General features: G+C 72.6%; 21 protein-coding genes. 5 read left to right on the forward strand and 16 right to left on the reverse strand.

From position 1 onward, the window contains the following. Position 1: 1 nt before the first annotated feature. Genes sufC through QQX09_RS14075 form a run of 5 tightly spaced genes read right to left on the reverse strand, consistent with a single transcriptional unit; the run spans position 2 to position 4367 of the window. Positions 2 to 757 (reverse strand): Fe-S cluster assembly ATPase SufC, encoded by a 756-nt coding sequence (sufC, locus tag QQX09_RS14055; protein ID WP_301135900.1) that lies wholly within the window; start codon positions 755 to 757, stop codon positions 2 to 4. Beyond that, the gene (locus tag QQX09_RS14060) at positions 754 to 1110 is read right to left on the reverse strand and encodes a non-heme iron oxygenase ferredoxin subunit (protein WP_062314768.1); all 357 of its coding nucleotides are present in this window, start codon (positions 1108 to 1110) and stop codon (positions 754 to 756) included. The genes sufC and QQX09_RS14060 overlap by 4 nt, the downstream gene beginning before the upstream one ends. Then, the gene (gene sufD / locus QQX09_RS14065) at positions 1103 to 2290 is read right to left on the reverse strand and encodes a Fe-S cluster assembly protein SufD (RefSeq protein WP_301135901.1); all 1188 of its coding nucleotides are present in this window, start codon (positions 2288 to 2290) and stop codon (positions 1103 to 1105) included. Before sufD ends, QQX09_RS14060 begins: the two co-directional genes overlap by 8 nt. Further along, positions 2287 to 3714, reverse strand: a complete 1428-nt coding sequence (gene sufB, locus QQX09_RS14070; protein WP_301135902.1) for a Fe-S cluster assembly protein SufB — start codon at positions 3712 to 3714, stop codon at positions 2287 to 2289. Before sufB ends, sufD begins: the two co-directional genes overlap by 4 nt. A gap of 2 nt (positions 3715 to 3716) precedes the next feature. Further along, the gene (locus QQX09_RS14075) at positions 3717 to 4367 is read right to left on the reverse strand and encodes a helix-turn-helix transcriptional regulator (RefSeq protein ID WP_301135903.1); all 651 of its coding nucleotides are present in this window, start codon (positions 4365 to 4367) and stop codon (positions 3717 to 3719) included. Between the two features lie 265 nt (positions 4368 to 4632). Between QQX09_RS14075 and QQX09_RS14080 the strand changes: the two genes are divergently transcribed. Continuing rightward, complete coding sequence (locus QQX09_RS14080; protein WP_301135904.1) at positions 4633 to 5556, forward strand: COX15/CtaA family protein; 924 nt, start codon at positions 4633 to 4635, stop codon at positions 5554 to 5556. A 1-nt stretch (position 5557) separates the two neighbouring features. After that, positions 5558 to 6781 carry a threonine ammonia-lyase gene (ilvA, locus tag QQX09_RS14085; RefSeq protein WP_301135905.1) on the forward strand — a complete coding sequence of 408 codons (1224 nt, stop codon included), beginning with the start codon at positions 5558 to 5560 and terminating at the stop codon, positions 6779 to 6781. A gap of 177 nt (positions 6782 to 6958) precedes the next feature. On the opposite strand, the gene QQX09_RS14090 is transcribed toward ilvA, so the two are convergent. Genes QQX09_RS14090 through QQX09_RS14135 form a run of 10 tightly spaced genes read right to left on the reverse strand, consistent with a single transcriptional unit; the run spans position 6959 to position 16526 of the window. After that, positions 6959 to 7585: an NUDIX domain-containing protein gene (locus QQX09_RS14090; RefSeq protein ID WP_301135906.1), complete on the reverse strand. Its 627-nt coding sequence runs from the start codon at positions 7583 to 7585 to the stop codon at positions 6959 to 6961. Beyond that, a complete protein-coding gene (gene pyrG, locus QQX09_RS14095; protein WP_301135907.1) occupies positions 7585 to 9273 on the reverse strand; it encodes a CTP synthase in 1689 nt (562 codons plus the stop codon). The genes QQX09_RS14090 and pyrG overlap by 1 nt, the downstream gene beginning before the upstream one ends. 38 nt (positions 9274 to 9311) lie before the next feature. Continuing rightward, complete coding sequence (locus tag QQX09_RS14100) at positions 9312 to 10190, reverse strand: copper transporter (RefSeq protein ID WP_301135908.1); 879 nt, start codon at positions 10188 to 10190, stop codon at positions 9312 to 9314. Further along, entirely contained in the window at positions 10187 to 11317 is a 1131-nt protein-coding gene (gene steA / locus QQX09_RS14105; RefSeq protein ID WP_301135909.1) for a putative cytokinetic ring protein SteA, read from the reverse strand. The genes QQX09_RS14100 and steA overlap by 4 nt, the downstream gene beginning before the upstream one ends. 5 nt (positions 11318 to 11322) lie before the next feature. Further along, positions 11323 to 13005, reverse strand: coding sequence for a DNA repair protein RecN (gene recN / locus QQX09_RS14110; RefSeq protein WP_301135910.1), 1683 nt, complete (start codon positions 13003 to 13005; stop codon positions 11323 to 11325). Next, positions 13006 to 13869 (reverse strand): NAD kinase, encoded by an 864-nt coding sequence (locus QQX09_RS14115; RefSeq protein WP_301135911.1) that lies wholly within the window; start codon positions 13867 to 13869, stop codon positions 13006 to 13008. Next, positions 13866 to 14672 carry a TlyA family RNA methyltransferase gene (locus QQX09_RS14120; RefSeq protein ID WP_301135912.1) on the reverse strand — a complete coding sequence of 269 codons (807 nt, stop codon included), beginning with the start codon at positions 14670 to 14672 and terminating at the stop codon, positions 13866 to 13868. Before QQX09_RS14120 ends, QQX09_RS14115 begins: the two co-directional genes overlap by 4 nt. A gap of 2 nt (positions 14673 to 14674) precedes the next feature. Continuing rightward, positions 14675 to 14848: a hypothetical protein gene (locus QQX09_RS14125; protein ID WP_156155910.1), complete on the reverse strand. Its 174-nt coding sequence runs from the start codon at positions 14846 to 14848 to the stop codon at positions 14675 to 14677. An 11-nt stretch (positions 14849 to 14859) separates the two neighbouring features. Next, a complete protein-coding gene (locus tag QQX09_RS14130) occupies positions 14860 to 15861 on the reverse strand; it encodes an HAD-IIA family hydrolase (protein ID WP_301135913.1) in 1002 nt (333 codons plus the stop codon). Continuing rightward, the gene (locus QQX09_RS14135) at positions 15858 to 16526 is read right to left on the reverse strand and encodes a tetratricopeptide repeat protein (protein ID WP_301135914.1); all 669 of its coding nucleotides are present in this window, start codon (positions 16524 to 16526) and stop codon (positions 15858 to 15860) included. The genes QQX09_RS14130 and QQX09_RS14135 overlap by 4 nt, the downstream gene beginning before the upstream one ends. A gap of 6 nt (positions 16527 to 16532) precedes the next feature. Here QQX09_RS14135 and QQX09_RS14140 point away from each other — a divergent pair, with 6 nt between their 5' ends. Together QQX09_RS14140 and QQX09_RS14145 are read left to right on the forward strand one after the other, a co-directional pair. Next, the gene (locus QQX09_RS14140) at positions 16533 to 18233 is read left to right on the forward strand and encodes a hypothetical protein (protein WP_301135915.1); all 1701 of its coding nucleotides are present in this window, start codon (positions 16533 to 16535) and stop codon (positions 18231 to 18233) included. Further along, a complete protein-coding gene (locus QQX09_RS14145) occupies positions 18154 to 20856 on the forward strand; it encodes a DEAD/DEAH box helicase (protein WP_436969076.1) in 2703 nt (900 codons plus the stop codon). Before QQX09_RS14140 ends, QQX09_RS14145 begins: the two co-directional genes overlap by 80 nt. A gap of 3 nt (positions 20857 to 20859) precedes the next feature. Here the strand turns inward: QQX09_RS14145 and QQX09_RS14150 are convergent, their stop codons facing one another. Next, on the reverse strand, positions 20860 to 21231 hold the full coding sequence (locus QQX09_RS14150) for a YccF domain-containing protein (protein ID WP_301135917.1): 372 nt from the start codon (positions 21229 to 21231) through the stop codon (positions 20860 to 20862). A 99-nt stretch (positions 21232 to 21330) separates the two neighbouring features. Between QQX09_RS14150 and QQX09_RS14155 the strand changes: the two genes are divergently transcribed. Further along, positions 21331 to 21909 carry an AAA family ATPase gene (locus QQX09_RS14155; protein ID WP_301135918.1) on the forward strand — a complete coding sequence of 193 codons (579 nt, stop codon included), beginning with the start codon at positions 21331 to 21333 and terminating at the stop codon, positions 21907 to 21909. The last annotated feature ends 83 nt before the right edge of the window (positions 21910 to 21992 follow it).

Raw genomic sequence — 21992 nt, forward strand, 5'->3', positions numbered from 1 at the left:
CTCAGGCGTTCGCCAGGTAGCGGTCGTAGCCCTCGGCCTCGAGGCGCTCGGCGAGCTCGGGGCCGCCCTGCTCGGCCACGCGGCCGTTGACGAACACGTGCACGTGGTCCGGCTTGATGTAGCGGAGGATGCGCGTGTAGTGCGTGATGAGCATGACGCCCAGGCCCGTGTTCTCCTTGGCGCGGTTGACGCCCTCGGAGACGATGCGGAGCGCGTCGACGTCGAGGCCGGAGTCGGTCTCGTCGAGGATCGCGATCTTGGGCTGGAGGAGCTCCATCTGGAGGATCTCGTGGCGCTTCTTCTCGCCGCCCGAGAAGCCCTCGTTGACGCCGCGCTCGCCGAACGACGGGTCCATGCGGAGGTTCTCCATCGCGCCCTTGACGTCCTTGACCCACGTGCGGAGCTTGGGGGCCTCGCCGTCGATCGCGGTCTTCGCGGTGCGGAGGAAGTTCGACACGGACACGCCGGGCACCTCGACCGGGTACTGCATCGCGAGGAACAGGCCCGCCTTGGCGCGCTCGTCGACGCTCATCTCGAGGACGTCCTCGCCGTCGAGCGTGACCGAGCCCTCGGTGATCTCGTACTTGGGGTGGCCGGCGATCGAGTAGGCGAGGGTCGACTTGCCCGAGCCGTTCGGGCCCATGATGGCGTGGGTCTCACCCGAGTTGATGGTGAGGTCGACGCCCTTGAGGATCTCCTTCGTCCCCTCGGGGGTCTCGACGGTGACGTGGAGGTTGCGGATCTCCAGGGTGCTCATGCGTTCTCCTTCAGGGAATTCTTGGGGGCGTCGACGTCGACGAGCACACGCTCGCCCTCGACGCGGGTCGGGTAGGTCTTCACGGGGGTGATGGCGGGCAGCTCGTCGGGCTCGCCGGTACGGACGTCGAAGCGCGAGCCGTGGGCCCAGCACTCGACGTGGCAGCCGTCGACGTCGCCCTCGGAGAGGGACACCTCTCCGTGGGTGCAGAGGTCGTCGATCGCGTAGAAGTCGCCGTCATCCGCGCGCACGATCGCGACGGGGATGTCGGATCCGTCCGCGAGCGTGAGCTCCGCGAGCATCGCGGAGCCCGGCTCGAGGTCGGCGACCATGCACGCGAGCTGCTCACTCATGCTCGAGCTCCTCCTCGACGTGCGCGATCTCGAGGTCGATCTGGCGCATGAGGCTCTCCTCGACCGCGGGCACGCCGATCTCGTGGATGAGGTCGGCGAAGAAGCCGCGGACCACGAGCTTGCGGGCCTGCTCCTCCGAGATGCCGCGCGAGCGCAGGTAGAACATCTGCTCCTCGTCGAAGCGGCCGGTCGCGGACGCGTGGCCCGCGCCCTCGATCTCGCCGGTCTCGATCTCGAGGTTCGGCACCGAGTCCGCGCGCGCGCCGTCCGTGAGGACGAGGTTGCGGTTGAGCTCGTAGGTGTCGGTGCCCTCGGCCGCGGCGCGGATGAGGACGTCGCCGATCCACACGGAGTGGGCGGTCTTGCCGGCCAGCGCACCCTTGTAGGTGACGCGCGACGTGCACTTCGGGACCGCGTGGTCGACGAAGAGCTGGTGCTCCTGGTGCTGGCCGGAGTCCGCGAAGTAGAGGCCGAACAGGTCGACGCTCGCGCCCTCGCCCGCGAACGCGGCCGAGGTGTTGAGGCGCACGACCTTGCCGCCGAGGGTGACGACGGTGCCGCGCAGGCGCGCGTCGCGGCCGAGGCGCGCGAGCACCTCGCCCGCGTGGACCGCGTCCTCGTCCCACTGCTGCAGGAGCACGAGGTTGAGGCCCGCGTTGTCCTGGAGGTCGATCGAGACGAGCTCGGAGTAGCGCGCGGTGCCGGTGCGGTTGATCACCACGGTCGCCTCGGCACTCTGGCCGAGCTCGACCAGCAGGTGGCCGCGCACGTCGCCGCCGACGCCCTTGAGGTCGATGGTGATGGGCTCCTCGACCACGGTGTTCGCCGCGATCGTGAGCGCCATGGCGCCGCCGGCGTGCTTGACCGCGACGGCCGAGGCCCGGTCGCCGGGCTCGCGCACGGTGCGCTCGCGCGCCTCGTCCGCGGGGACCTGGACGAGGGTGACGCCCGCGGGCAGGTCGCTGGTGGTCCACTCGAGGTGGCCCTCGGCGGCCTCGTCCGCGAACAGCGGGCGGAGGTCGCGCACCGGCGAGAAACGCCAGTTCTCCTCGCGGCCCGTCGGCACGGGGAAGGCGTCGACGTCGAAGGAGACGACGCGGTCCGCGCGCGACTTGTCGGGGATGACGCCGTGCGAGTGGGCGGCGTCAGCGGTGGCCTGGGTGTGATCGGTGACGGTCAACCGACGGATCCTTCCATCTGGAGCTCGATGAGGCGGTTGAGCTCGAGCGCGTACTCCATGGGCAGCTCGCGCGCGATGGGCTCGACGAACCCGCGCACGATCATGGCCATGGCCTCCGACTCCTCGAGGCCTCGGGACATGAGGTAGAACAGCTGGTCCTCGGACACCTTCGAGACGGACGCCTCGTGGCCCATGTGGACGTCGTCCTCGCGGACGTCGACGTACGGGTAGGTGTCGGACCGCGAGATCTGGTCGACGAGCAGGGCGTCGCACAGCACGTTCGACTTCGAGTTCTTGGCGCCCTCGAGGACCTGGACCAGGCCGCGGTACGAGGTGCGGCCGCCGCCGCGGGCGACGGACTTCGAGATGATCGAAGACGAGGTGTTGGGTGCGGCGTGCACCATCTTGGCGCCGGCGTCCTGGTGCTGGCCCTCGCCCGCGAAGGCGATCGACAGGGTCTCGCCGCGGGCGTGCTCGCCGAGCATGAAGATCGCCGGGTACTTCATGGTGACCTTCGAGCCGATGTTGCCGTCGACCCACTCCATGGTGGCGCCCTCGGCCGCGGTCGCGCGCTTGGTGACGAGGTTGTACACGTTGTTCGACCAGTTCTGGATCGTCGTGTACCGCACGCGGGCGTTCTTCTTCACGATGATCTCGACCACGGCGGAGTGCAGCGAGTCGCTCGAGTAGATCGGCGCGGTGCAGCCCTCGACGTAGTGCACGTACGAGCCCTCGTCCGCGATGATCAGCGTGCGCTCGAACTGGCCCATGTTCTCCGTGTTGATGCGGAAGTAGGCCTGGAGCGGGATCTCCACGTGGACGCCCGGCGGGACGTAGACGAACGAGCCGCCCGACCACACGGCGGTGTTGAGCGCCGCGAACTTGTTGTCGCCGGTGGGGATGACGGTGCCGAAGTACTCCTCGAACAGCTCCGGGTGCTCGCGCAGCGCGGTGTCGGTGTCGAGGAAGATGACGCCCTGCTCCTCCAGGTCCTCGCGGATCTGGTGGTAGACGACCTCGGACTCGTACTGCGCGGCGACGCCCGCGACGAGGCGCTGCTTCTCCGCCTCCGGGATGCCGAGCTTGTCGTACGTCTCCTTGATGTCCTCGGGCAGGTCCTCCCACGAGGTCGCCTGCTTCTCCGTGGAGCGCACGAAGTACTTGATGTTGTCGAAGTCGATGCCGGTGAGATCGGAGCCCCAGTTGGGCAGCGGCTTCTTGCCGAAGAGCTTCAGGCCCTTGAGACGCGTCTCCAGCATCCACTCGGGCTCGTTCTTCAGCGCCGAGATCTCACGGACGACGTCCTCGTTGAGGCCGCGCTTGGCAAGCGCGCCGGCCTCATCCGAGTCGTGCCATCCGAACTGGTAGTTGCCGATCGAGGCGATGGCCTCGTCCTGCGTCATGGGCTCGGTCGGAGCACTCATGCTCATCCTTCCTTACGGGTGGGGGTGGCGAGCGGGATCGTGGTGGTGCAGACATGCGCGCCGCCCGCGAGGGTCGACAGCCGCTGCACGTGCACGTCGAGGATCCTCGAGAAGGCGCGGGCCTCGGCCTCGCACCACTCGGGGGTCTTCTCCGCGATGGACTGGACGGGGCAATGCCCCTGGCATAGCTGGACGGTGATGCCGCCGGGGCCCGGGCGGACCGAGGCGGCGAAGCCGCGCTCGCCGAGCGCGGCCGCGAGGTCGGCGACCTTGCGCTCCATGGGCGCGTCGGGGTCCACCGACGAGGCGACGGCGTCCTCGAGCTCCTTGGCCTTGGCCTCGACGAAGGCGTGGAGGCCGCCGCTGTCGCGCAGCGCGGACATCGCGTCGACGGCGACGTCGCGGTAGGCGGTCGCGAGGGCGCGCTGGCCCTCGTTGGTGGCGACGAACGAGCGCGCGGGGCGCCCGCGCCCACGCGCGTGCTGGCCCGGAGGCTCGTGGTCGACGATGTAGCCGGAGTCCTCGAGGGACGACAGGTGGCGGCGCACGCCCGCCGGGGTGACGCCGAGCTCGGTCGCGAGCGCGGCGGCCGTGATGGGGCCGGCGGTCGCGATGAGGCTGAGGACTCGATCGCGCGTCGTGTCAGCGTGCATCTGGGGTCCTCTCCTCGGTCGGCGGCGCGGGCAGCGTCGGCCGCAACTCAATTAGGCAACATTTTGATTCATTAAATTCTAGCCCGCAAGGAAGGGGTGCCTTACCTCACCCCGGTCGCGCCTGGACGATGCGGGGGGCCTCCTCCACAACGCGCGCGCCGGCGATTCTGTGCCCGCCGGGCCGCCGCATCGTGCCCGCGCGCGCGGCCCGCGCATCGTGCCCCGGACGCACCGCGCACGGCGGCGGCCCGCCTAAGATTGTCGCGTGTCGAGCACCACCGAGCAGTCCATCACGCCCTCCCCCGCCCCGACCGGGCGCGGCTACCGCATCGCACGCGGCCTCACCCTGGCCAACATCGCGACGCAGGCGGGCATCATCGTCACCGGCGGCGCGGTCCGCCTCACCGGTTCCGGCCTCGGGTGCTCGACCTGGCCGCAGTGCGAGCCCGGCGAGTTCACGCCGACGCTGCACGAGGCGACGTCGATCCACCCGTACATCGAGTTCGGGAACCGCACGCTCACCTTCGTGCTGCTCGTCGTGGCCGTCGCGATGGCGGTCGCCGTGTGGCGCACGCGACCCGCGCTCAAGTGGTGGGGCCTCGTGCCCGCGCTCGGCGTGGTCGGCCAGGCGGTGCTCGGCGGCATCACCGTGCTCGTCGAGCTCCACCCGCTCGTGGTGGCGCCGCACATGCTGCTGAGCCTCGCGCTCGTCTGGTACTCCGTGCGCTTCGCGCTGCGCTACCGCGACGCCCGCGGCCGCCTCGGCGCGCCGCTCACGGCCGAGCGGTGGGCCTCCGCCGGTCTGCTCGTCGTGCTGCTCGTCGTCGGCGCGCTCACCACGGGCGCGGGACCGCACTCGGGCGACGCCGGCGCCACCGAGCGCCTCGCGCTCGACCCGGTCACGATCGCCAAGGCGCACGCGATGAGCGTGTGGGCGTTCGTGGCACTGCTCGCGTGGATCGGCTGGCGGATCCGTCGCGACCGCTCCGCGGGCGAGCGCGACGAGGCGCGCCTGTCGTACTGGGTGCTCGTGGGCGTCACGCTCGCGCAGGGCGCCATCGGCTACGTGCAGTACTTCACCGGCCTGCCCGCGCTCATCGTCGGCTTCCACCTGTTCGGCGCGGCGGTGCTCACCGCAGCGCACGCGGCGTTCTTCCGCCTCACCGCCCGCGACACCGCGGAGGCCTGACGTGGCCGAGGTGACGCTCGCGCACGTCGAGGACGCCGCCCGCGTCCTCGACGGGGTCGCGCAGCACACGCCGGTCGACCAGGCCTCGTACCTCACCGAGCTGCTGGGCGTGCCCACGCACATGAAGCTCGAGAACCTCCAGCGCACCGGCTCGTTCAAGCTGCGTGGGGCGACGTACCGCCTGTCGCGGCTCACGGCCGAGGAGCGCGCCCGCGGCGTGGTCGCGGCCTCCGCGGGCAACCACGCTCAGGGCGTCGCGTTCGCGGCGCAGCAGCTGGGCGTCGACGCGACGATCTTCATGCCGCTCGGCGCGCCCGTCCCCAAGCTGCTCGCGACCAAGGGCTACGGCGCCACCGTGGTCACCGACGGCGCGACCGTCGAGGAGTGCCTCGCGTTGGCCGCCGCCCACGCCGAGCGCACCGGCGCCGTCATGATCCACCCGTTCGACCACCCGGACGTCATCGCGGGCCAGGGGACGATCGGCCTCGAGATCCTCGCCGACGTGCCGGACGCGCAGACCATCGTCGTGCCCATCGGCGGCGGCGGCCTCATCGCGGGCGTCGCGGTCGCGGCCAAGGCCGTGGCCGCGCGGCAGGGGCGCGACGTGCGGATCGTCGGCGTCCAGGCCGCGGCCACCGCGGCCTTCCCGCCCTCGCTCACCGCCGGCCACCCCGTCACCGTCGAGCGCGGCGGCACCATCGCCGACGGCATCGCGGTGGTCCGGCCCGGCGAGCACACCTTCCCGATCGTGCAGGAGCTGGTCGACGAGGTCGTGCCGGTCGACGAGGACCTCCTCGCGCGCGCCGTCCTCACGCTGCTCGAGCGCACCAAGCTCGTGGTGGAGCCCGCGGGCGCGGCGTCCGTGGCCGCCATCCTGGGCGGGCTGGTCGCACCCACGGGGCCCACGGTGGCGCTCATCTCGGGCGGCAACATCGACCCGCTGCTGCTCCAGCGCATCGTCGCCCACGGCCTGGTGGCCTCCGGCCGGTACATGACGCTGCGGATCCCCCTGCCGGACCGCCCCGGCCAGCTCGCGCGCGTCGCGGAGCTCCTCGCGGGCGTGGGCGCGAACGTCATCGAGGTGCTGCACACGCGCCACGACCTGGGCCTCACGCTCAACGACGTGGTGCTGCAGGTGAGCGTCGAGACGCGCGGGCCCAACCACCAGGGCGAGGTGCTCGAGACGCTGCGCGCCGCGGGCTTCTCCCCCGCCGTCGCCAGCTAGCGACCGGCGTCCGCGGTCCGCATCCGGTCCGCTCGGGAGCCAGGCCCGCGCGTCCCACCCGCCCCGGTGGTACCAATCGGGACGTTCCGGGCCGCGAACGTACCGATTGGTACCACTGGAGCGCGGCGGGCGCGGCGGGACGATGCGCGGCGGGACGATGCGCGGGGCGGGTCCCGCTCAGTCGAGCAGCGAGGGCGGGCGGCGCCACGGCGCATCGGCCGGGCGCAGGGTCTGCCAGCCGGAGCGGCGCGCGGCGTCGAGCGCGAGCGCGCCCACCACCAGCGAGGGGCTCTGCGCGGTTCCGGCCCAGATGGACGCGAGAATCTCGTCGAGCGGCACCCACCGCCCCTCCATGTCGCGCTCCTCCTCGTGACGCTGGAAGCGCTCGGCCTCCGGCACCGCGGTGATGTCGCGGGCGAGGAACATGCGGATGCCCTCGGACGAGCCGCCGGGCGACGTCATGAAGTCGACGAGCGTGTCCCAGCGGGCGGCCCGGAGGTCGGCCTCCTCGAACAGCTCGCGCGCGGCGGCCTCGACCGGCGGCTCGTCGCGGAGGTCGAGCAGGCCGGCGGGCGGCTCCCAGGTCTCGGCGCGCACCGCGTGGCGGTACTGCCGGACCAGGAAGACCCGCTCCGCCTCGTCCATCGCCATGATGCCCACGGCACCGGTGTGGTGGATGTAGTCGCGCTGGACCTGACCGGACTCCCCCAGGTCGACGCGGTCGGTGCGCACGTTCCACACCTTGCCCTCGTAGGCGAGGCGCGTCTCGACGACCGGCCGCGCGCCGGGGACGTCCTCGATCATCAGACGGTCGCGGCGTCCGCGGGGGCGGCGGCCTCCTCCTGGCGCGCGACCGCGGCGCCGATGAGGCCCGCGAACAGCGGGTGCGCCTTGGTCGGGCGGGACAGGAACTCGGGGTGCGCCTGCGTCGACACGTAGTACGGGTGCGCGTCGCGCGGGAGCTCGACGAACTCGACGAGCGAGCGGTCGGGGCTCTCGCCCGAGACGACCAGGCCGGCCTCCTCGAGCTGGGCGCGGTACGTGTTGTTGAACTCGTAGCGGTGGCGGTGGCGCTCGCCCACGGTGGACTCGCCGTAGGTCTCGGCGACCACGGAGCCCTCCTTGAGCACGGCCGGGTACTCGCCCAGGCGCATCGTGCCGCCCAGGTCGCCCTTGCCTTCGACGATCTCGAGCTGCTCCTCCATGGTCGCGATGACCGGGTGCTTGGTGTCGGGGTCGAACTCGGAGCTCGACGCGCCCTCGAGGCCCAGCACGTTGCGCGCGTACTCCATCACCATGGTCTGCATGCCGAGGCAGATGCCGAGCGTGGGCACCTTGTTCTCACGGGCCCAGCGCAGCGCGCCGATCTTGCCGTCCACGCCGCGCACGCCGAAGCCGCCGGGCACGAGCACGCCGTCGACGCCGCCCAGCGCCTCCTCGGCGCCCTGCGGGGTCTGGCAGCGGTCGGACGCGACCCAGCGGATGCGGACGCGCGTGTTGTGGTGGAAGCCGCCGGCGCGCAGCGCCTCGGTCACCGACAGGTACGCGTCGGGCAGGTCGATGTACTTGCCGACCAGCGCGATCTCCGCCTCCTTGGCGGGCTTGTGCACGCGCTTGAGGACGTCGTTCCAGGCGCCCCACTCGACGTCGTGGAACGGCAGGTCGAGGCGGCGCACCACGTACGCATCGAGGCCCTCGGCGTGGAGGACCTTCGGGATGTCGTAGATGCTCGGCGCGTCGACCGCGTTGACGACGGCGGTGGGCTCGACGTCGCACATGAGCGCGACCTTGTTCTTGACGGAGGTGGGCACCTCGCGGTCGGAGCGCAGCACGAGCGCGTCGGGCTGGATGCCGATCGAGCGCAGCGCGGCCACCGAGTGCTGGGTGGGCTTGGTCTTCTGCTCGCCGGAGGGACCGATGTACGGCACCAGCGAGACGTGGAGGAAGAACACGTGGTCGCGGCCCACGTCGTGGCGGACCTGGCGCGCGGCCTCGAGGAACGGCTGGGACTCGATGTCGCCGACGGTGCCGCCGATCTCGGTGATGATGACGTCGACGTTGGGGCCGGCCTGCTGGCGCATGCGGCGCTTGATCTCGTCGGTGATGTGCGGGATCACCTGGACGGTGTCGCCCAGGTACTCGCCGCGGCGCTCCTTGGCGATGACCTGCGAGTACACCTGGCCGGTGGTGACGTTCGACGCCGCGGACAGCTCCACGTCGAGGAAGCGCTCGTAGTGGCCGATGTCCAGGTCGGTCTCGGCGCCGTCGTCGGTGACGAAGACCTCGCCGTGCTGGAAGGGGTTCATGGTGCCCGGATCCACGTTGAGGTAGGGATCGAGCTTCTGCATCGTCACGCGCAGGCCGCGCGAGCGGAGAAGGCGGCCGAGGCTGGATGCCGTCAGGCCCTTCCCGAGGGAGGACACGACGCCTCCGGTGACGAAGATCTGACGGGTGACATGGTCCGTACCGGACGAGAATCGCGTTCGCTCCACGGGCTTCAACTCTAACAGCCGAGAGTCCCGGGTGCGTCCTAGGAAACGCCCAGAACTGCGGGGACGTCGCCGTCGCCGTAGTGCGGACGGCCTCCCGCGAGGGTCTCGGACACGGTCGCGACGGCCGACACCGAGCCCAGCGTCCAGTCGGACGATGCGACGGTCGCCACATCGTCGCGCCTGGTCTGGGCGGTGATCGCCCCCGCCGAGCCGACCACCGTCACGGGCGCGTCGTACGCCGCGAACGCGTCGGCCAGCGCGGCCGTCGCATCCTTCCGGCCCGCGACCAGAAGAATCGCGTCCGCGCGCGTCGCGGCCTCGCCCTCGGCGAGCTCCGCCTCCACGAGGAGGTCCCACAGCACCGCGCCGCGGTCCGTCCCGGCGTCGCCGACCTCGGTCCGGTCGGATCCGGTGGGTGCGGCGCCGGTGGCGCCCTGGACGAACGCGTGCGCGAGGACGGCGGCGGGTTCGACGGCGTCGACGCCGACGAGCGAGGAGGCGACCTGCTCGGCGAGCGCGGTCCTGAACTGCGACGTCGCGTCGTCGTCCCACGACTCGCCGAGCGCCACCGCGCCGGTCTCCTCGGCACCCGCGAGCGGGAGGCGCTGCTCGAGCGCGGCGACGACGTCCTCCGGTGCCCCGGGCGCCGCGACGACGACGACCGCGGTGCCGGGCAGCAGGTCGATGAGCAGGGTGGGTGCGGTCGCGTCGACGTAGCCGGCCGCGGTCGCGGCGCGGTCCTCGGCGTCGGACGCGCGCTCCTGCTGCACGGCCAGCTCGGACTCGAGCGTGTCGATCCGCTCCCCCGTCTCGCCCAGCAGCGCGGCGCGCAGCGGGCCGGAGCCCAGCACGACGCCCGTCGCGAGCACCGCGATCCCGGCGGCCGCGGACACGAGCCGCGTGCGCCCGTCGCTCATCGTCCGCCGCCGAACGTGTCGGCGAGCCATGCGCCCGCGGCCGCCAGCGCATCGTGACCCTCGGGGGTGCCCCACGCCGCGAGCAGCAGGGCGCCGGCGGCGAGGCCGACCGCGCCCCACGCGGTCCAGGCGCTGTAGCGATGACGGTAGAGCGCGGGCAGCACGCCCGAGTCGACCACGCGGCCGCTCGCGACGAGGCGCGACAGCAGCGCGCCGGCGCCCGCGGTGGACCGGTCCTCGACGTAGTCGAGCAGTCCGTCCCGGGCTCCCGCGACCACGATGACGGACGCGCCGGCCGCATGTGCGGCGAGCAGCGCGACGTCCTCGCTCGCGAGCCTCGCATCGCATGCGTCGTGGCTCAGCCCGATGGCGTGGGCACGCGCCACGCCGGCGTCGCGGCCGACCGGGTCGTGGACGATCACCTGGGCGGCGCGCCGCAGCAGCTCCTCGCCCACGGCATCGATGTCGCCGACGACGATGCGTGGCATGAGCCCCGCGGCCTTCGCGGCGTCCGCGCCCTCGCCGACGCCGATGACGATCGGGCGGCGCTCCCTCGCGAAGCGGGCGAGCACCTCGTCGCCGCCCGTGAAGCGTGGCGTCACGACGACGACGGGCCGCCCGTCGACGGGCAGGCGCAGCTCGGGCAGGCCGATGCCGTCGAGCAGCAGGTCGGCGTCGCGGTTGAGCAGGTCGAGGGCCGTCGCGGTGAACGAGGCCACGTGCACGTGGAGGTCCTCGTCGGCGACGCGGATGCGGTGCTCGACGTCCTCGAGGCTGAGCCGCGTGCCGTCCTCGAGGACCCGCGCGCCGGCGGCGACGCGTGCGCCCTCGACGGTGACGGCGGCGCCGTCCCTGATGGCGAGCACCTCGGCGCCCGCCGACTCGACCACCGGGATCCCGGCCTCGAGCAGGACGAGCGCGCCGGTGGTGGGAAGGCGGCCCGACAGGCACGGCTGCGCGTTGACGACGGCGGCCGGGCGACGGGCCGCGAGGGCGGCGGCGGCGCGCTTGTCGAGGTCGAGCGCGTCCACGATCGCCACGTCGCCGGGCTGGAGCCGCCGCGCCAGCACGAGGGGCGACGAGTCGACCCGCGCGGGGCCCGAGATGGCGGTGATGGCGGCGGTCATGGCGGCTATGGTGCCACGCGGGAGGCCTCCAGCAGCTCACGTGCGTGGGCGAGTGCGGTCTTCGATCCCTCGTGGCCCGACAGGAGGCGCGCGAGCTCCTCGACGCGGTCCTCGCCGGCGACCTCGTGGACCTGGGAACGCGTGACGGTGCCGTCGGTCGCCTTGGCCACGACGACGTGCCGGTCCGCGTGCGCGGCGACCTGCGCGAGGTGCGTGACGACGAGCACCTGATGGGTGCGCGCGAGCTCCGCGAGCCGGCGCCCGACCGCGATGGCGGCCTTGCCGCCGACGCCGGCGTCGACCTCGTCGAAGACGAACGTGTGCCCCGGGGTGACCGCGTGCCGGGCGAGCGAGACCTCGATCGCGAGCATGATGCGCGACAGCTCGCCTCCGGAGGCGGCCTGCGCGACGGGACGATGCGGCGCACCCGGGTGGGAGGCGAGCGTCATCTCGACCTCGTCGGCGCCGGTGGCGCGGGGCTCGACGGCGCGCACGCCGACGCGGAACTCGGCGTCGGGCATCGCGAGGCCGTCGAGCTCGGCGTCGACGTCCGCGGACAGCCGCGCGGCCGCGGCGCGCCGGCTCTCGCTCAGCGCGGACGCGGCGCGCTCGACCTCGGCACGCGCCTCGGTCTCGGCGGCGCGGCGTGCCGCGAGCGTCTCGTCCCACGTGTCGTCCTGGAGCACCGCCTCGGCGGCGCGGTCGCGGTAGGCCAGCACCCCGTCGAGGTCGGCGCCGATGCGGCGCATGAGGGCGTTGAGGTCCGCGCGGCGAGCCTGGAGCGCCTCGAGCCGCGCGGGATCGGCGTCCATGCGGTCGAGGTAGGAGGCGAGCTCGTGCGCGATGTCGGCGGCGGAGTAGGCGACGTCGGCGAGCCTGGTCTCGAGGTCCGCGAGGGCCGGGTCGTGCCGCGCGGCGTCGCCGAGGGCGCGTCGGGCCGCGTCGGCGGCCACGACGAGGGTGACCTCCGCCTCGCCGTCGATGGCCTCGCGCGCGCCGGCGACGCCCGCGCGCACCGCCTCGGAGTGCTGGAGCACCTCGAGCTGCGCGCCGATCTCGGCGTCCTCGCCCGGCTGCGGGTCGACGGCGTCGATCGCGTCGAGGTCGTCGCGCATGCGGGCGGCCTCGAGGCGCGCGGCCTCGGCGCCGGACTCCATCTCCTCGAGCCGGACGCGGGCCTCGCGCCACGCCTCCCAGGCGTCCGCGTAGGCGGTGAGCAGCGCATCGTGCCCGGCGAATCCGTCGAGGATCGCGCGCTGCTCGGCCGACGAGCGCAGGCGTGCCTGGTCGCTCTGGCCGTGCACGGTGACCCAGTGCTCGGAGACCTCGGCGAGCACCGCCTGCGGGACGGTGCGGCCGCCCACGACCGTGCGCGAGCGGGTGGTCGCGCCGACGGTGCGGGAGACGATGACGGTGCCGTCGTCGTCGAGCGCGGCCCCCGCCTCCTCGAGGCGGTCGGCGGGCCACGACCCGGGCGTCACGTCGACGACCGCCTCGGCGAGCGCCGCATCGGCGCCCGTGCGCACGGTGGCGGGCACGCTCCGCGAGCCGGTGATGAGCCCCAGCCCCGTCAGCACCATGGTCTTGCCGGCGCCGGTCTCACCCGTGACGCAGGTGAGGCCGGGTCCCAGGTCGACGCGAGCCGACTCGATCACGCCCAGGTTCTCGATGGCGAGCTCGTGGAGCATTCAGATCCCCGCTCCCCACCCCGCGACCGGGCGCGTGCCGCGGAAGCCGTCGACGGGGAGGGAGAACTTCTGCACGAGCCGCTCGGAGAACGGCGCGTCGGACATGCGTGCGAGACGCACGGCGTGCGCGCCGCGGGTGACCTCGACGCGGCCGCCGCGGGCGAGGTCGATCGCGCGGGCGCCGTCGAGGACCACCTGGCCGTCGCTGGACGAGCGGTCGAGGATCTCGACCGTGACCCGCGACGAGGGGCTGACGACGAGGGGGCGCGAGAACAGCGCGTGCGCGGCCAGCGGGACGACGAGCAGCGCGTCGACGTCGGGCCACAGCACGGGGCCGCCCGCGCTGAACGCGTGGGCGGTCGAGCCGGTGGCGGTGGACACGACCACGCCGTCGCAGCCGAAGGTCGACAGGGGGCGGCCGTCGATGTCGAGCGCGACCTCGATGGTGGTGCGGAGGTTCGCGCGCTCGACGGTGACGTCGTTGAGGCCCCAGCCGCTGGTCCGGGTTCCGTCCGGCGAGGTGACGGTCACGTCGATCGTGCCGCGCTCCTCGATCGTGTAGTCGCCGGCGGCGAGACGGCGCGCGGCGTGCGCCACGTCGTCGCGCTCGAACTCGGCGAGGAAGCCGACGTGGCCGAGGTTGACGCCGAGCAGCGGGATGCCGGTGCCGCGCGTGAGGTCGGCGGCGTGGAGGATCGTGCCGTCGCCGCCGAGCACGAGGGCGGCCTCGATCGGCTTGTCGCCCGCGTGGAAGTCGGTGCAGGTCGCGACGCCGTCCGCCTCGAGGGCGGCGGCGGCGAGCGCGGCGGCCTCGAGCGCCTCGGGACGATGCGGGTGGGCCACGATGAGGATGCGGCGGGTCATGGCGTGCCTCCCGTCTCCGCCTCGATCGCGGCCCTGACCTGGGGCTCCGTGAGCGGCCCCGACTCGCCCCTAGCCTGCCACGAGCGGGAGGCCCAGACGAAGAACTCGACGTTGCCGTGCGGGCCCGGGAGGGTCGACCGGGCGATGCGACGGATCGCGAGGCCGGCCGCGGCCATCGCAGCGACGACCGCGGCGACGGCGCGGGCGCGGTCGTCGAGGTCGGTCACCACGCCGCCCTTGCCGAGCCGCTCGCGTCCCACCTCGAACTGCGGCTTGACCATGAGGAGGAGGTCGGCGTCGTCGGCGGACGCCTCGACCATCGGCCCGATGAGCAGCGTGAGGGAGATGAAGGAGACGTCCGCGACGACGAGATCGGGGCGCTCCCCCAGGTCGTCGACGGTGAGCTCGCGCGCGTTGAGGCCCTCGCGGGCGACGACGCGGGGATCCGCGGCGATGCTCGGCGCGAGCTGGCCGTGGCCCACGTCGATCGCGTGGACGCGGGCGACGCCCCGCTCGAGGAGGACCTGGGTGAAGCCGCCGGTGGACGCGCCGACGTCGAGGGCGACCCGTCCGACGGGGTCGATCTCGGGGCACGCGTCGAGCGCGCCGACGAGCTTGTGCGCGGCGCGCGACACGTACTGGTCCGGCGCGGCGACCTCGACCGCCGCATCGTCCCCCACCTCGAGCGCGGGCTTGGACGCGACGGCGCCGTCGACGGTCACGGCGCCGGCCGCGATGAGCTCCTGGGCGCGGGTGCGCGACGGGACCAGGCCGCGCGCCACGAGCGCGCGGTCCAGCCGCATGCTCAGCGCGACTCGTCGCGGAGGCGCGTCGACAGCGCCTCCTGAACCTTGTCGAAGAACTCGGCCTGCTGGTCGAGGTCGTCGGGGAGCTCGGTGACGGCCTTGAGCGCCTCGCGCACCTCCGCGGGGTACTCGACCTGGCCCAGGGAATCGCGCGCGTCGTTGAGGTCAGCCATGGAAAGGGAGGCTAGCCGAAGTGCGGAAGGGTCTCAACGTCCACCTTGAGACCCGCGTCGGCCGCCGCCCACGCGGCCGCGCAGGCAGCGCGCAGGCGGTCCATCGGGGTGCCGCCGTCGGCGACCAGACGTCCCTCCGTCACGCGGGCGCGGGCCTCGCGCACGTGCCACCAGTTCTCGGCGAGGACCGGGGCCGGGTGGGTCTCCGCGAGCGTCGAGAGGTCCTCGCCGATGAACGACGGGCGCTCCTCGGGGATGGCGAGGATCGCGTCGCGCGCCGTCGACACGCCGGTGAGGACCAGGAGGCCCGGAACGTCGGCCGCGCGGGCGCCCTTGAGATCGGTGTCGAGACGGTCGCCGATCATCACGGGGCGGGTGCCGCCCGCCTTCGCCGCGGCGAGGCGCAGCATCGCCGGCTCGGGCTTGCCGGCCGCGAGCGGCACGACGCCCGTGGCGGTGCGCACCACGCCGACGAGCGAGCCGTTGCCGGGGGCCATGCCGCGCTCGTTGGGGATGGTGAGGTCGAGGTTGGTCGCGAAGAAGCGCGCGCCGGCGTTGATCGCGTAGGTCGCCTCCGCCAGCTGGCGCCAGCCGAGGTCGGGCGAGAAGCCCTGGATGACCGCCGCGGGGTGCTCCTCCGCGCTGTCGACGACGACGTAGCCCTTGGCCTTGACGGCCGTGTAGAGGCCCGCTCCCCCGACGACGAGGACCTTCTCGCCCGCCGGGACGTGCTCGGCCAGGAGCGCGGCGCCGGCCTGGGCCGCCGTCATCACCTCGGTCGGCGCGCACGGCATGCCGAGCTCGGTGAGGTGCTCGGCGACGGTCTCGGGCTCACGGTTCGCGTTGTTGGTGACGAACATGATGCCCATGCCCGCCGCGCGCGCCGTCTCGAGGGCGGGCGGGGCGGACGGGATCGCGTGCGGACCCTTGTACGCGACGCCGTCGAGGTCGACGAGCGCGACGTCGAAGGTGTCCTGGAGCGCGACCTCGGTGCCGATCAGGCCAGCGCTCATGCGCGGTCCTCGTCCTCGGCGTCCTCGGCGTGCTCCTCGGCGACCTCGTGGAGGTCGTCCTCGTCGTCGAACTCGGGCGCCTCGTCGGCGTCGTCGTCCTCGTCCTCGTCGTGCTCGTCGGGGTCCGGGAGCTCGGCGGTGTCGTAGAGGACGATGTCCTCCTCGATCTCCTCCTCGACGGGCTCGGGGATGGAGGCCTCGAGCTCGTCCGCCTCCGCGTCGCGGCCGAGCGCGCGCAGGACCGCGACCTTGGCCTCGTCGACGCGCACCTGGAGGTCGGCGTTCGGGGTGCTGATGCGGTTGAGGATGAGCTGGGCCGCCTCCGCGTCGCCCATGTCGAGGCGCGCGCCGGCGACGACGATGCGCATCTCGACGGCAGAGTCGGCCGGCAGCGCCTTGGCGTCGGGCTCCTCCGCGATCGCGAGGGCGCGCTCGGGGCGGCCCAGGCCGCGCTCGCAGTCGGCCATGAGCGGGAGGTGCTCGATCGAGCCGCCGAGGCGGCGCACGGTGCGGAACTCGCGGAGCGCCTCGGCGTAGCGGCCGGTGGCGTACGCGGTGAGGGCCGCGGCCTCGCGGACCACGTCGACGCGGCCGCCGCGCTGGAGCGCGACCTGCGCGTGGCGGTACGCGAGCTCGGGGTCGATGTCGAGGAGGTTGCCCGCCATGATGAGGTGGCGGCCGACGTCCTCGGCGTTGTCCTTGCTCAGCGTGCGCAGGCGCGCGCGGACGGCGCGGTCCAGCTGGCCGTACGTGATCTCCTCGGGGACCTCGGGGGCCTCGATGACCTGCGACTTGGTGAGCGGGACGCCGGCGACGCGGGCGGTGCGCTCCTCCGACTCCGGGCGGACGCGGCCGCCGCGGTCGGGGCGGGCGCCGGGACGGCCGGAGCCGCGGGGCGCGCGGTCGCGGTCGAAGTCGCGACGGGGACGGTCGTCATAGCGGCGGGGACCGCGGTCACCGTCGAAGTCGCGGCGGGGACGGTCGTTGTCGTACGAGCGACGCGGACGGTCGTCGTAGGACCGCTGCGGACGGTCACCATCGAACTGACGACGCGGGCGGTCACCGTCGAAGTCACGGCGCGGGCGGTCGTTGTCGTACGAGCGACGCGGACGGTCATCGTAGGACCGCTGCGGACGATCGCCGTCACGACGCGGACCACGGTCACCATCGAACTGACGACGGGGACGATCACCGTCGAAGTCACGACGGGGACGATCGTTGTCGTACGAGCGACGCGGACGGTCATCGTAGGACCGCTGCGGACGATCGCCGTCACGCAGCGGGCCACGATCGCCATCGAACTGACGACGCGGGCGGTCGTTGTCGTACGAGCGACGCGGACGGTCATCGTAGGACCGCTGCGGACGGTCACCGTCACGACGCGGGCCACGATCGCCATCGAACTGACGACGCGGGCGGTCACCGTCGAAGTCACGGCGGGGACGGTCCTCGTAGGAGCGCTGCTGACGCTCGGCGCCGTAGGAGCGGCGCGGGCGGTCCTCGTCGTACGAGCGGCGCGGGCTGCGGTCGCCGTCGAAGGAACGGCGGGGGCGGTCGTCGTTGTACTGGCGCGGGCCGCGGTCGTCGTTGAAGTTGCGGCGCGGGCGATCCGAGTTGGCCGGGCGCGACGGGCGATCGCCGTCGAACCGGCGCTGGGGACGGTCGCCGTCACGGCGAGGGCTCCGGTCACCGTCGAACGAGCGACGCGGACGGCTGTCGCGGTCACCTTCGCGGCGAGGGCCCCGGTCACCGTCGAACGAGCGACGCGGACGGTCGTCCCGATCACCCTCACGGCGAGGGCCCCGGTCGCCATCGAACGAGCGACGCGGACGGTCGTCGTTGTACTGACGACGCGGACGGTCGTCCCGATCACCCTCGCGACGAGGGCCACGGTCGCCATCGAACGAGCGACGCGGACGGTCGTCGTTGTACTGACGACGCGGACGGTCGTCCCGATCACCCTCGCGACGGGGCCCACGATCGCCGTCGTCACGACGCTGCGGGCGGCCGCCGTCGCGGCGAGGACGGTCACCATCGAACTGACGACGGGGGCGGTCGCCGCCCTCGCGGCGGTCGCCTTCGCGCTGCTTGCGCGGGTTGATTCCGGGGCGCGAGTCGTAGCTCGCGCGGCGCTCGTCGCGCTCGTCCCTGTCGTTCATGGTGCTCCTGTCCAATTGTATGGACGCTCCCGCCATTCTTACGCGGCTGGGCGCGAAGAACCGGGTCAGTACGTCCTGAGTAAGTCTGCATCACACGCGGTCGCGGCGTCTCAGGTGGTCAAGACACGGGACAATGGCGGAGATGACCTCCACCGACACGTCCCTGCTCGCCCGCCTTCCGGAGACGGCGCCCGGCGCGGTTCCCGATCCTGACGCGCTCTACGACGCATTCGCGACGTGGGCGGCGGACCGCGACCTTCCATTGTACCCCCATCAGGAGGAAGCGCTGATCGAGCTCGTCTCGGGCTCACACGTGATCCTCGCGACGCCGACCGGCTCGGGCAAGTCCCTCGTCGCCGCTGGCGCCCATCTCGCCGCGCTGGCCGCGCATCGTGCCGGCGCTGGCGGCCGCACGTTCTACACGGCTCCGCTGAAGGCGCTGGTGTCCGAGAAGTTCTTCGCGCTGATCGAGATGTTCGGCAGCGAGAACGTCGGCATGATGACGGGCGACTCCGCGGTGAACCCCGACGCACCGATCATCTGCTGCACCGCGGAGATCCTCGCCAACCTGGCGCTGCGCGACGGTGCCGCGACCGACGCGTCGCTCGTCGTGATGGACGAGTTCCACTTCTACTCCGACCCGCAGCGTGGCTGGGCCTGGCAGGTGCCGCTGCTCGAGCTGCCGGACACGCAGTTCCTGCTGATGTCGGCCACGCTCGGCGACACCTCGTGGCTCGTGGAGGACCTCGAGAGCCGCACCGGTCGAGCGGTGGCCGAGGTCGCGACCGCCGAGCGGCCGGTCCCCCTGACCTTCGAGTACATGCTGGAGCCGCTGCCCGAGGTGGTCGAGCGCATCGTCCAGACCGGTCGCGCGCCCGTGTACATCGTCCACTTCACGCAGAAGGACGCGGTCGAGCGCGCGCAGGCGCTGCTCAGCATGGGCCTCGCGACCCGCTCCGAGCGGGACGCGATCGCCGAGGCGCTCGACGGCGTGCGCTTCGGCACGGGCTTCGGCAGGACCCTGAGCCGCTTCCTTCGCGCGGGCGTCGGCGTCCACCACGCGGGCATGCTGCCCAAGTACCGCCGCATCGTCGAGCGGCTCACGCAGCAGGGCCTGCTCAAGGTGGTGTGCGGCACGGACACGCTGGGCGTAGGCATCAACGTGCCCATCCGCACCGTGCTGCTCACGTCGCTCGTCAAGTACGACGGCGAGAAGATGCGCCACCTCACCGCGCGCGAGTTCCATCAGATCGCGGGCAGGGCGGGGCGGGCGGGCTACGACACGGAGGGCGAGGTCGTCGTGATGGCGCCCGAGCACGTGATCGAGAACCGCAAGCTGCTCCTCAAGGCGGGCGACGACCCGAAAAAGAAGAAGAAGATCGTCCGGAAGAAGGCACCGCAGGGCCATGTCAACTGGACCGACGCGACCTTCGAGCGGCTGCGCGACGCCGACCCCGAGCCGCTCACCTCGAGCTTCGCCGTCACGCACGCCATGGTGCTCAACCTCCTGGCGCGAGGCAGGGACGATGCGCGCAGCGGGCGGGAGCCCCAAGACCCGGTCCTCGCGATGAGGGACCTCCTGGCCGCGGTGCACGAGACCCCGACGCAGCGGGCCGCGCACGCGCGCCAGGCGCTGCGGATCTACTGGTCGCTGCGGCAGGCCGGCGTCGTCGAGAGGATCCGGGTGCCGGACGCGGCGCACCCGCGCGGCGCTCGGCCGTCCGTGCGCCTCACGGTCGACGTGCCCCGCAACTTCGCGCTCAACCAGCCGCTGTCCCCGTTCGCGCTCGCAGCGATGGACCTGCTGAACGTCGAGTCGCCGACGCACGCGCTCGACGTCGTCTCCGTCATCGAGGCGACGCTGTCCGACCCGCGCCAGCTCCTGCTCGCGCAGCAGCATCAGGCACGCGGCGAGGCGGTCGCGGCCATGAAGGCGGAGGGGATGGAGTACGAGGAGCGCCTCGACGCGCTCGAGGACGTCACGTGGCCCAAGCCGCTCGCGGACCTGCTCGAGCCCGCCTTCACGATGTACCGCCGCTCCAACCCGTGGATCCTCGGTGCCGAGCTCGCACCGAAGTCCGTGGTCCGCGACATGCTCGAGAAGGCGATGACCTTCGGCGACCTGGTCTCGGCGTACGGGCTCGAGCGCACCGAGGGCATCGCGCTGCGCTACCTGGCGGAGGCCTACCGCGCGATGCGTCAGACGGTCCCCGAGGAGCACCGCACCGAGGAGGTGCAGGAGATCACCGAGTGGCTCGGCGAGGTGGTCCGCTCGACCGACTCGTCGCTGTTGGACGAGTGGGAGCGGTTGTCCAACCCGGAGGCGCTGATCGCCGACGACGCCGACCCGGCCGCCCCGGACGTCACGGGGACGATGCCGGGGCCGGCGCGCCCGCTGAGCGGCAATCCGCGCGTGCTGCGCAGGCTCGTACGCAACGCGATGTTCCGGCGGGTCGAGCTCGCCTCACGGCGTGCGTGGGACGCCCTCGGCGGCCTCGACAAGGAGGCCGGGTGGGACGCGTCCGCCTGGGAGGATGTGCTCGCGCCGCTGTTCGACCTGCACGGGGACGATGCGGTCGGCATCGGCCCGGACGCGCGCTCGAGCGCGCTGCTCACCTTCGTCGAGGCCGGTTCGGCGGGGGACGACGGGCGGGCGCGCGCGGCGCTCGCCTCGGCGGGGCATGCCGAGGCGCCGGCGGGCACGTGGATCGTGCGCCAGGTGATCGACGACCCGGCGGGCGACCACGACTGGGCGATCGTCGCGGCCGTCGACCTGGACGCGAGCGACGAGGCCGGCGAGGTGGTGCTCGAGGTGCTGGCGGTGGGCGACCGCTGACCGTCAGTGCGTCTCGACGACGATGCGCCCCATCGGGGTGAGCGAGATCGGGATGAGCTTGAGGTTCGCCCACGCCATCGGGATGCCGATGATGGTGATCGCGAGGGTGAACGCTGTGACGACGTGGGCGATCGCGAGGATCAGGCCGAGCGGGATCCACAGGATGTTGCCGACCACGGTCCACGCGCCGGCGTCCGGGTCGCGCACCACCTCGCGGCCGAAGGGCCAGATCGAGTAGTTCGCGATGCGGAAGCAGGCGATACCCGCGGGGATGCCGATGATGGTGATGAAGGCGATGACGCCGACGATCGCGTAGGACACCCACAGGCCGATGCCCGCGAAGAAGAACCAGATGATGTTGAGGATGGTGCGCACGGAGAGCTCCCGGTAGACGACGGTGGGCCACCTGGCCCTACCCCGCTCAGCCTACGGGGGGGGTGCGCGGAGCCCCGCCGTTCCATACGCTGTCGTCCCATGCGGATCGTGGTCTCGGGCACTCACGCCAGCGGCAAGAGCACACTGATCAGCGACTTCGCTTCTCGGCATCCGGAGTACGACGTCCTCGGCGACCCGTTCGAGGAGATCGCGGACGAGGGCTTCGTCGACCTCGACGCCGCGCTCTTCCGGGCGCAGCTGGAGCTCGCCGTCCTTCGCCTCGAGGAGACGGCCGAGGGGTCCAACGTGATCGTCGAACGCGGCCCGATGGACTTCGTCGCCTATCTCACGGCACTCGACCGCCTCGGGCGTCACGGCCGCTCGAGCGCATCGTTGAGGGCGGGCCTGGCTCGGGCCGAGGCAGTGGCCGACAGGATCGACCTGTGGGTGCTCTTGCCGCTGGACGACGGCAACCCCATCACGGTGAGCGAAGACGAGGACCCCGCGCTCCGCGCAGCGATGAACGATGCGCTCCTGGATCTCGCGGATGACGCCGGCCCGACGGGCGCAAGGGTCGTCGAGCTGACAGGCGACCCGACGGCCCGACTCCTCACGCTCGAACGAGCGGTAGAGCCGTCCAGACGTACCAACTCCCCAATAGAAAGCGCTGGTATATGACAAGAGGCCCCACCTTTCGGTGGGGCCTCTTGTGAAGAGATGTGCCGCGGCGTCCTACTCTCCCACACCCTCGCGAGTGCAGT

Origin of the sequence: Demequina litoralis, from assembly GCF_030418455.1 — a bacterium.
Lineage (GTDB): Bacteria > Actinomycetota > Actinomycetes > Actinomycetales > Demequinaceae > Demequina > Demequina litoralis.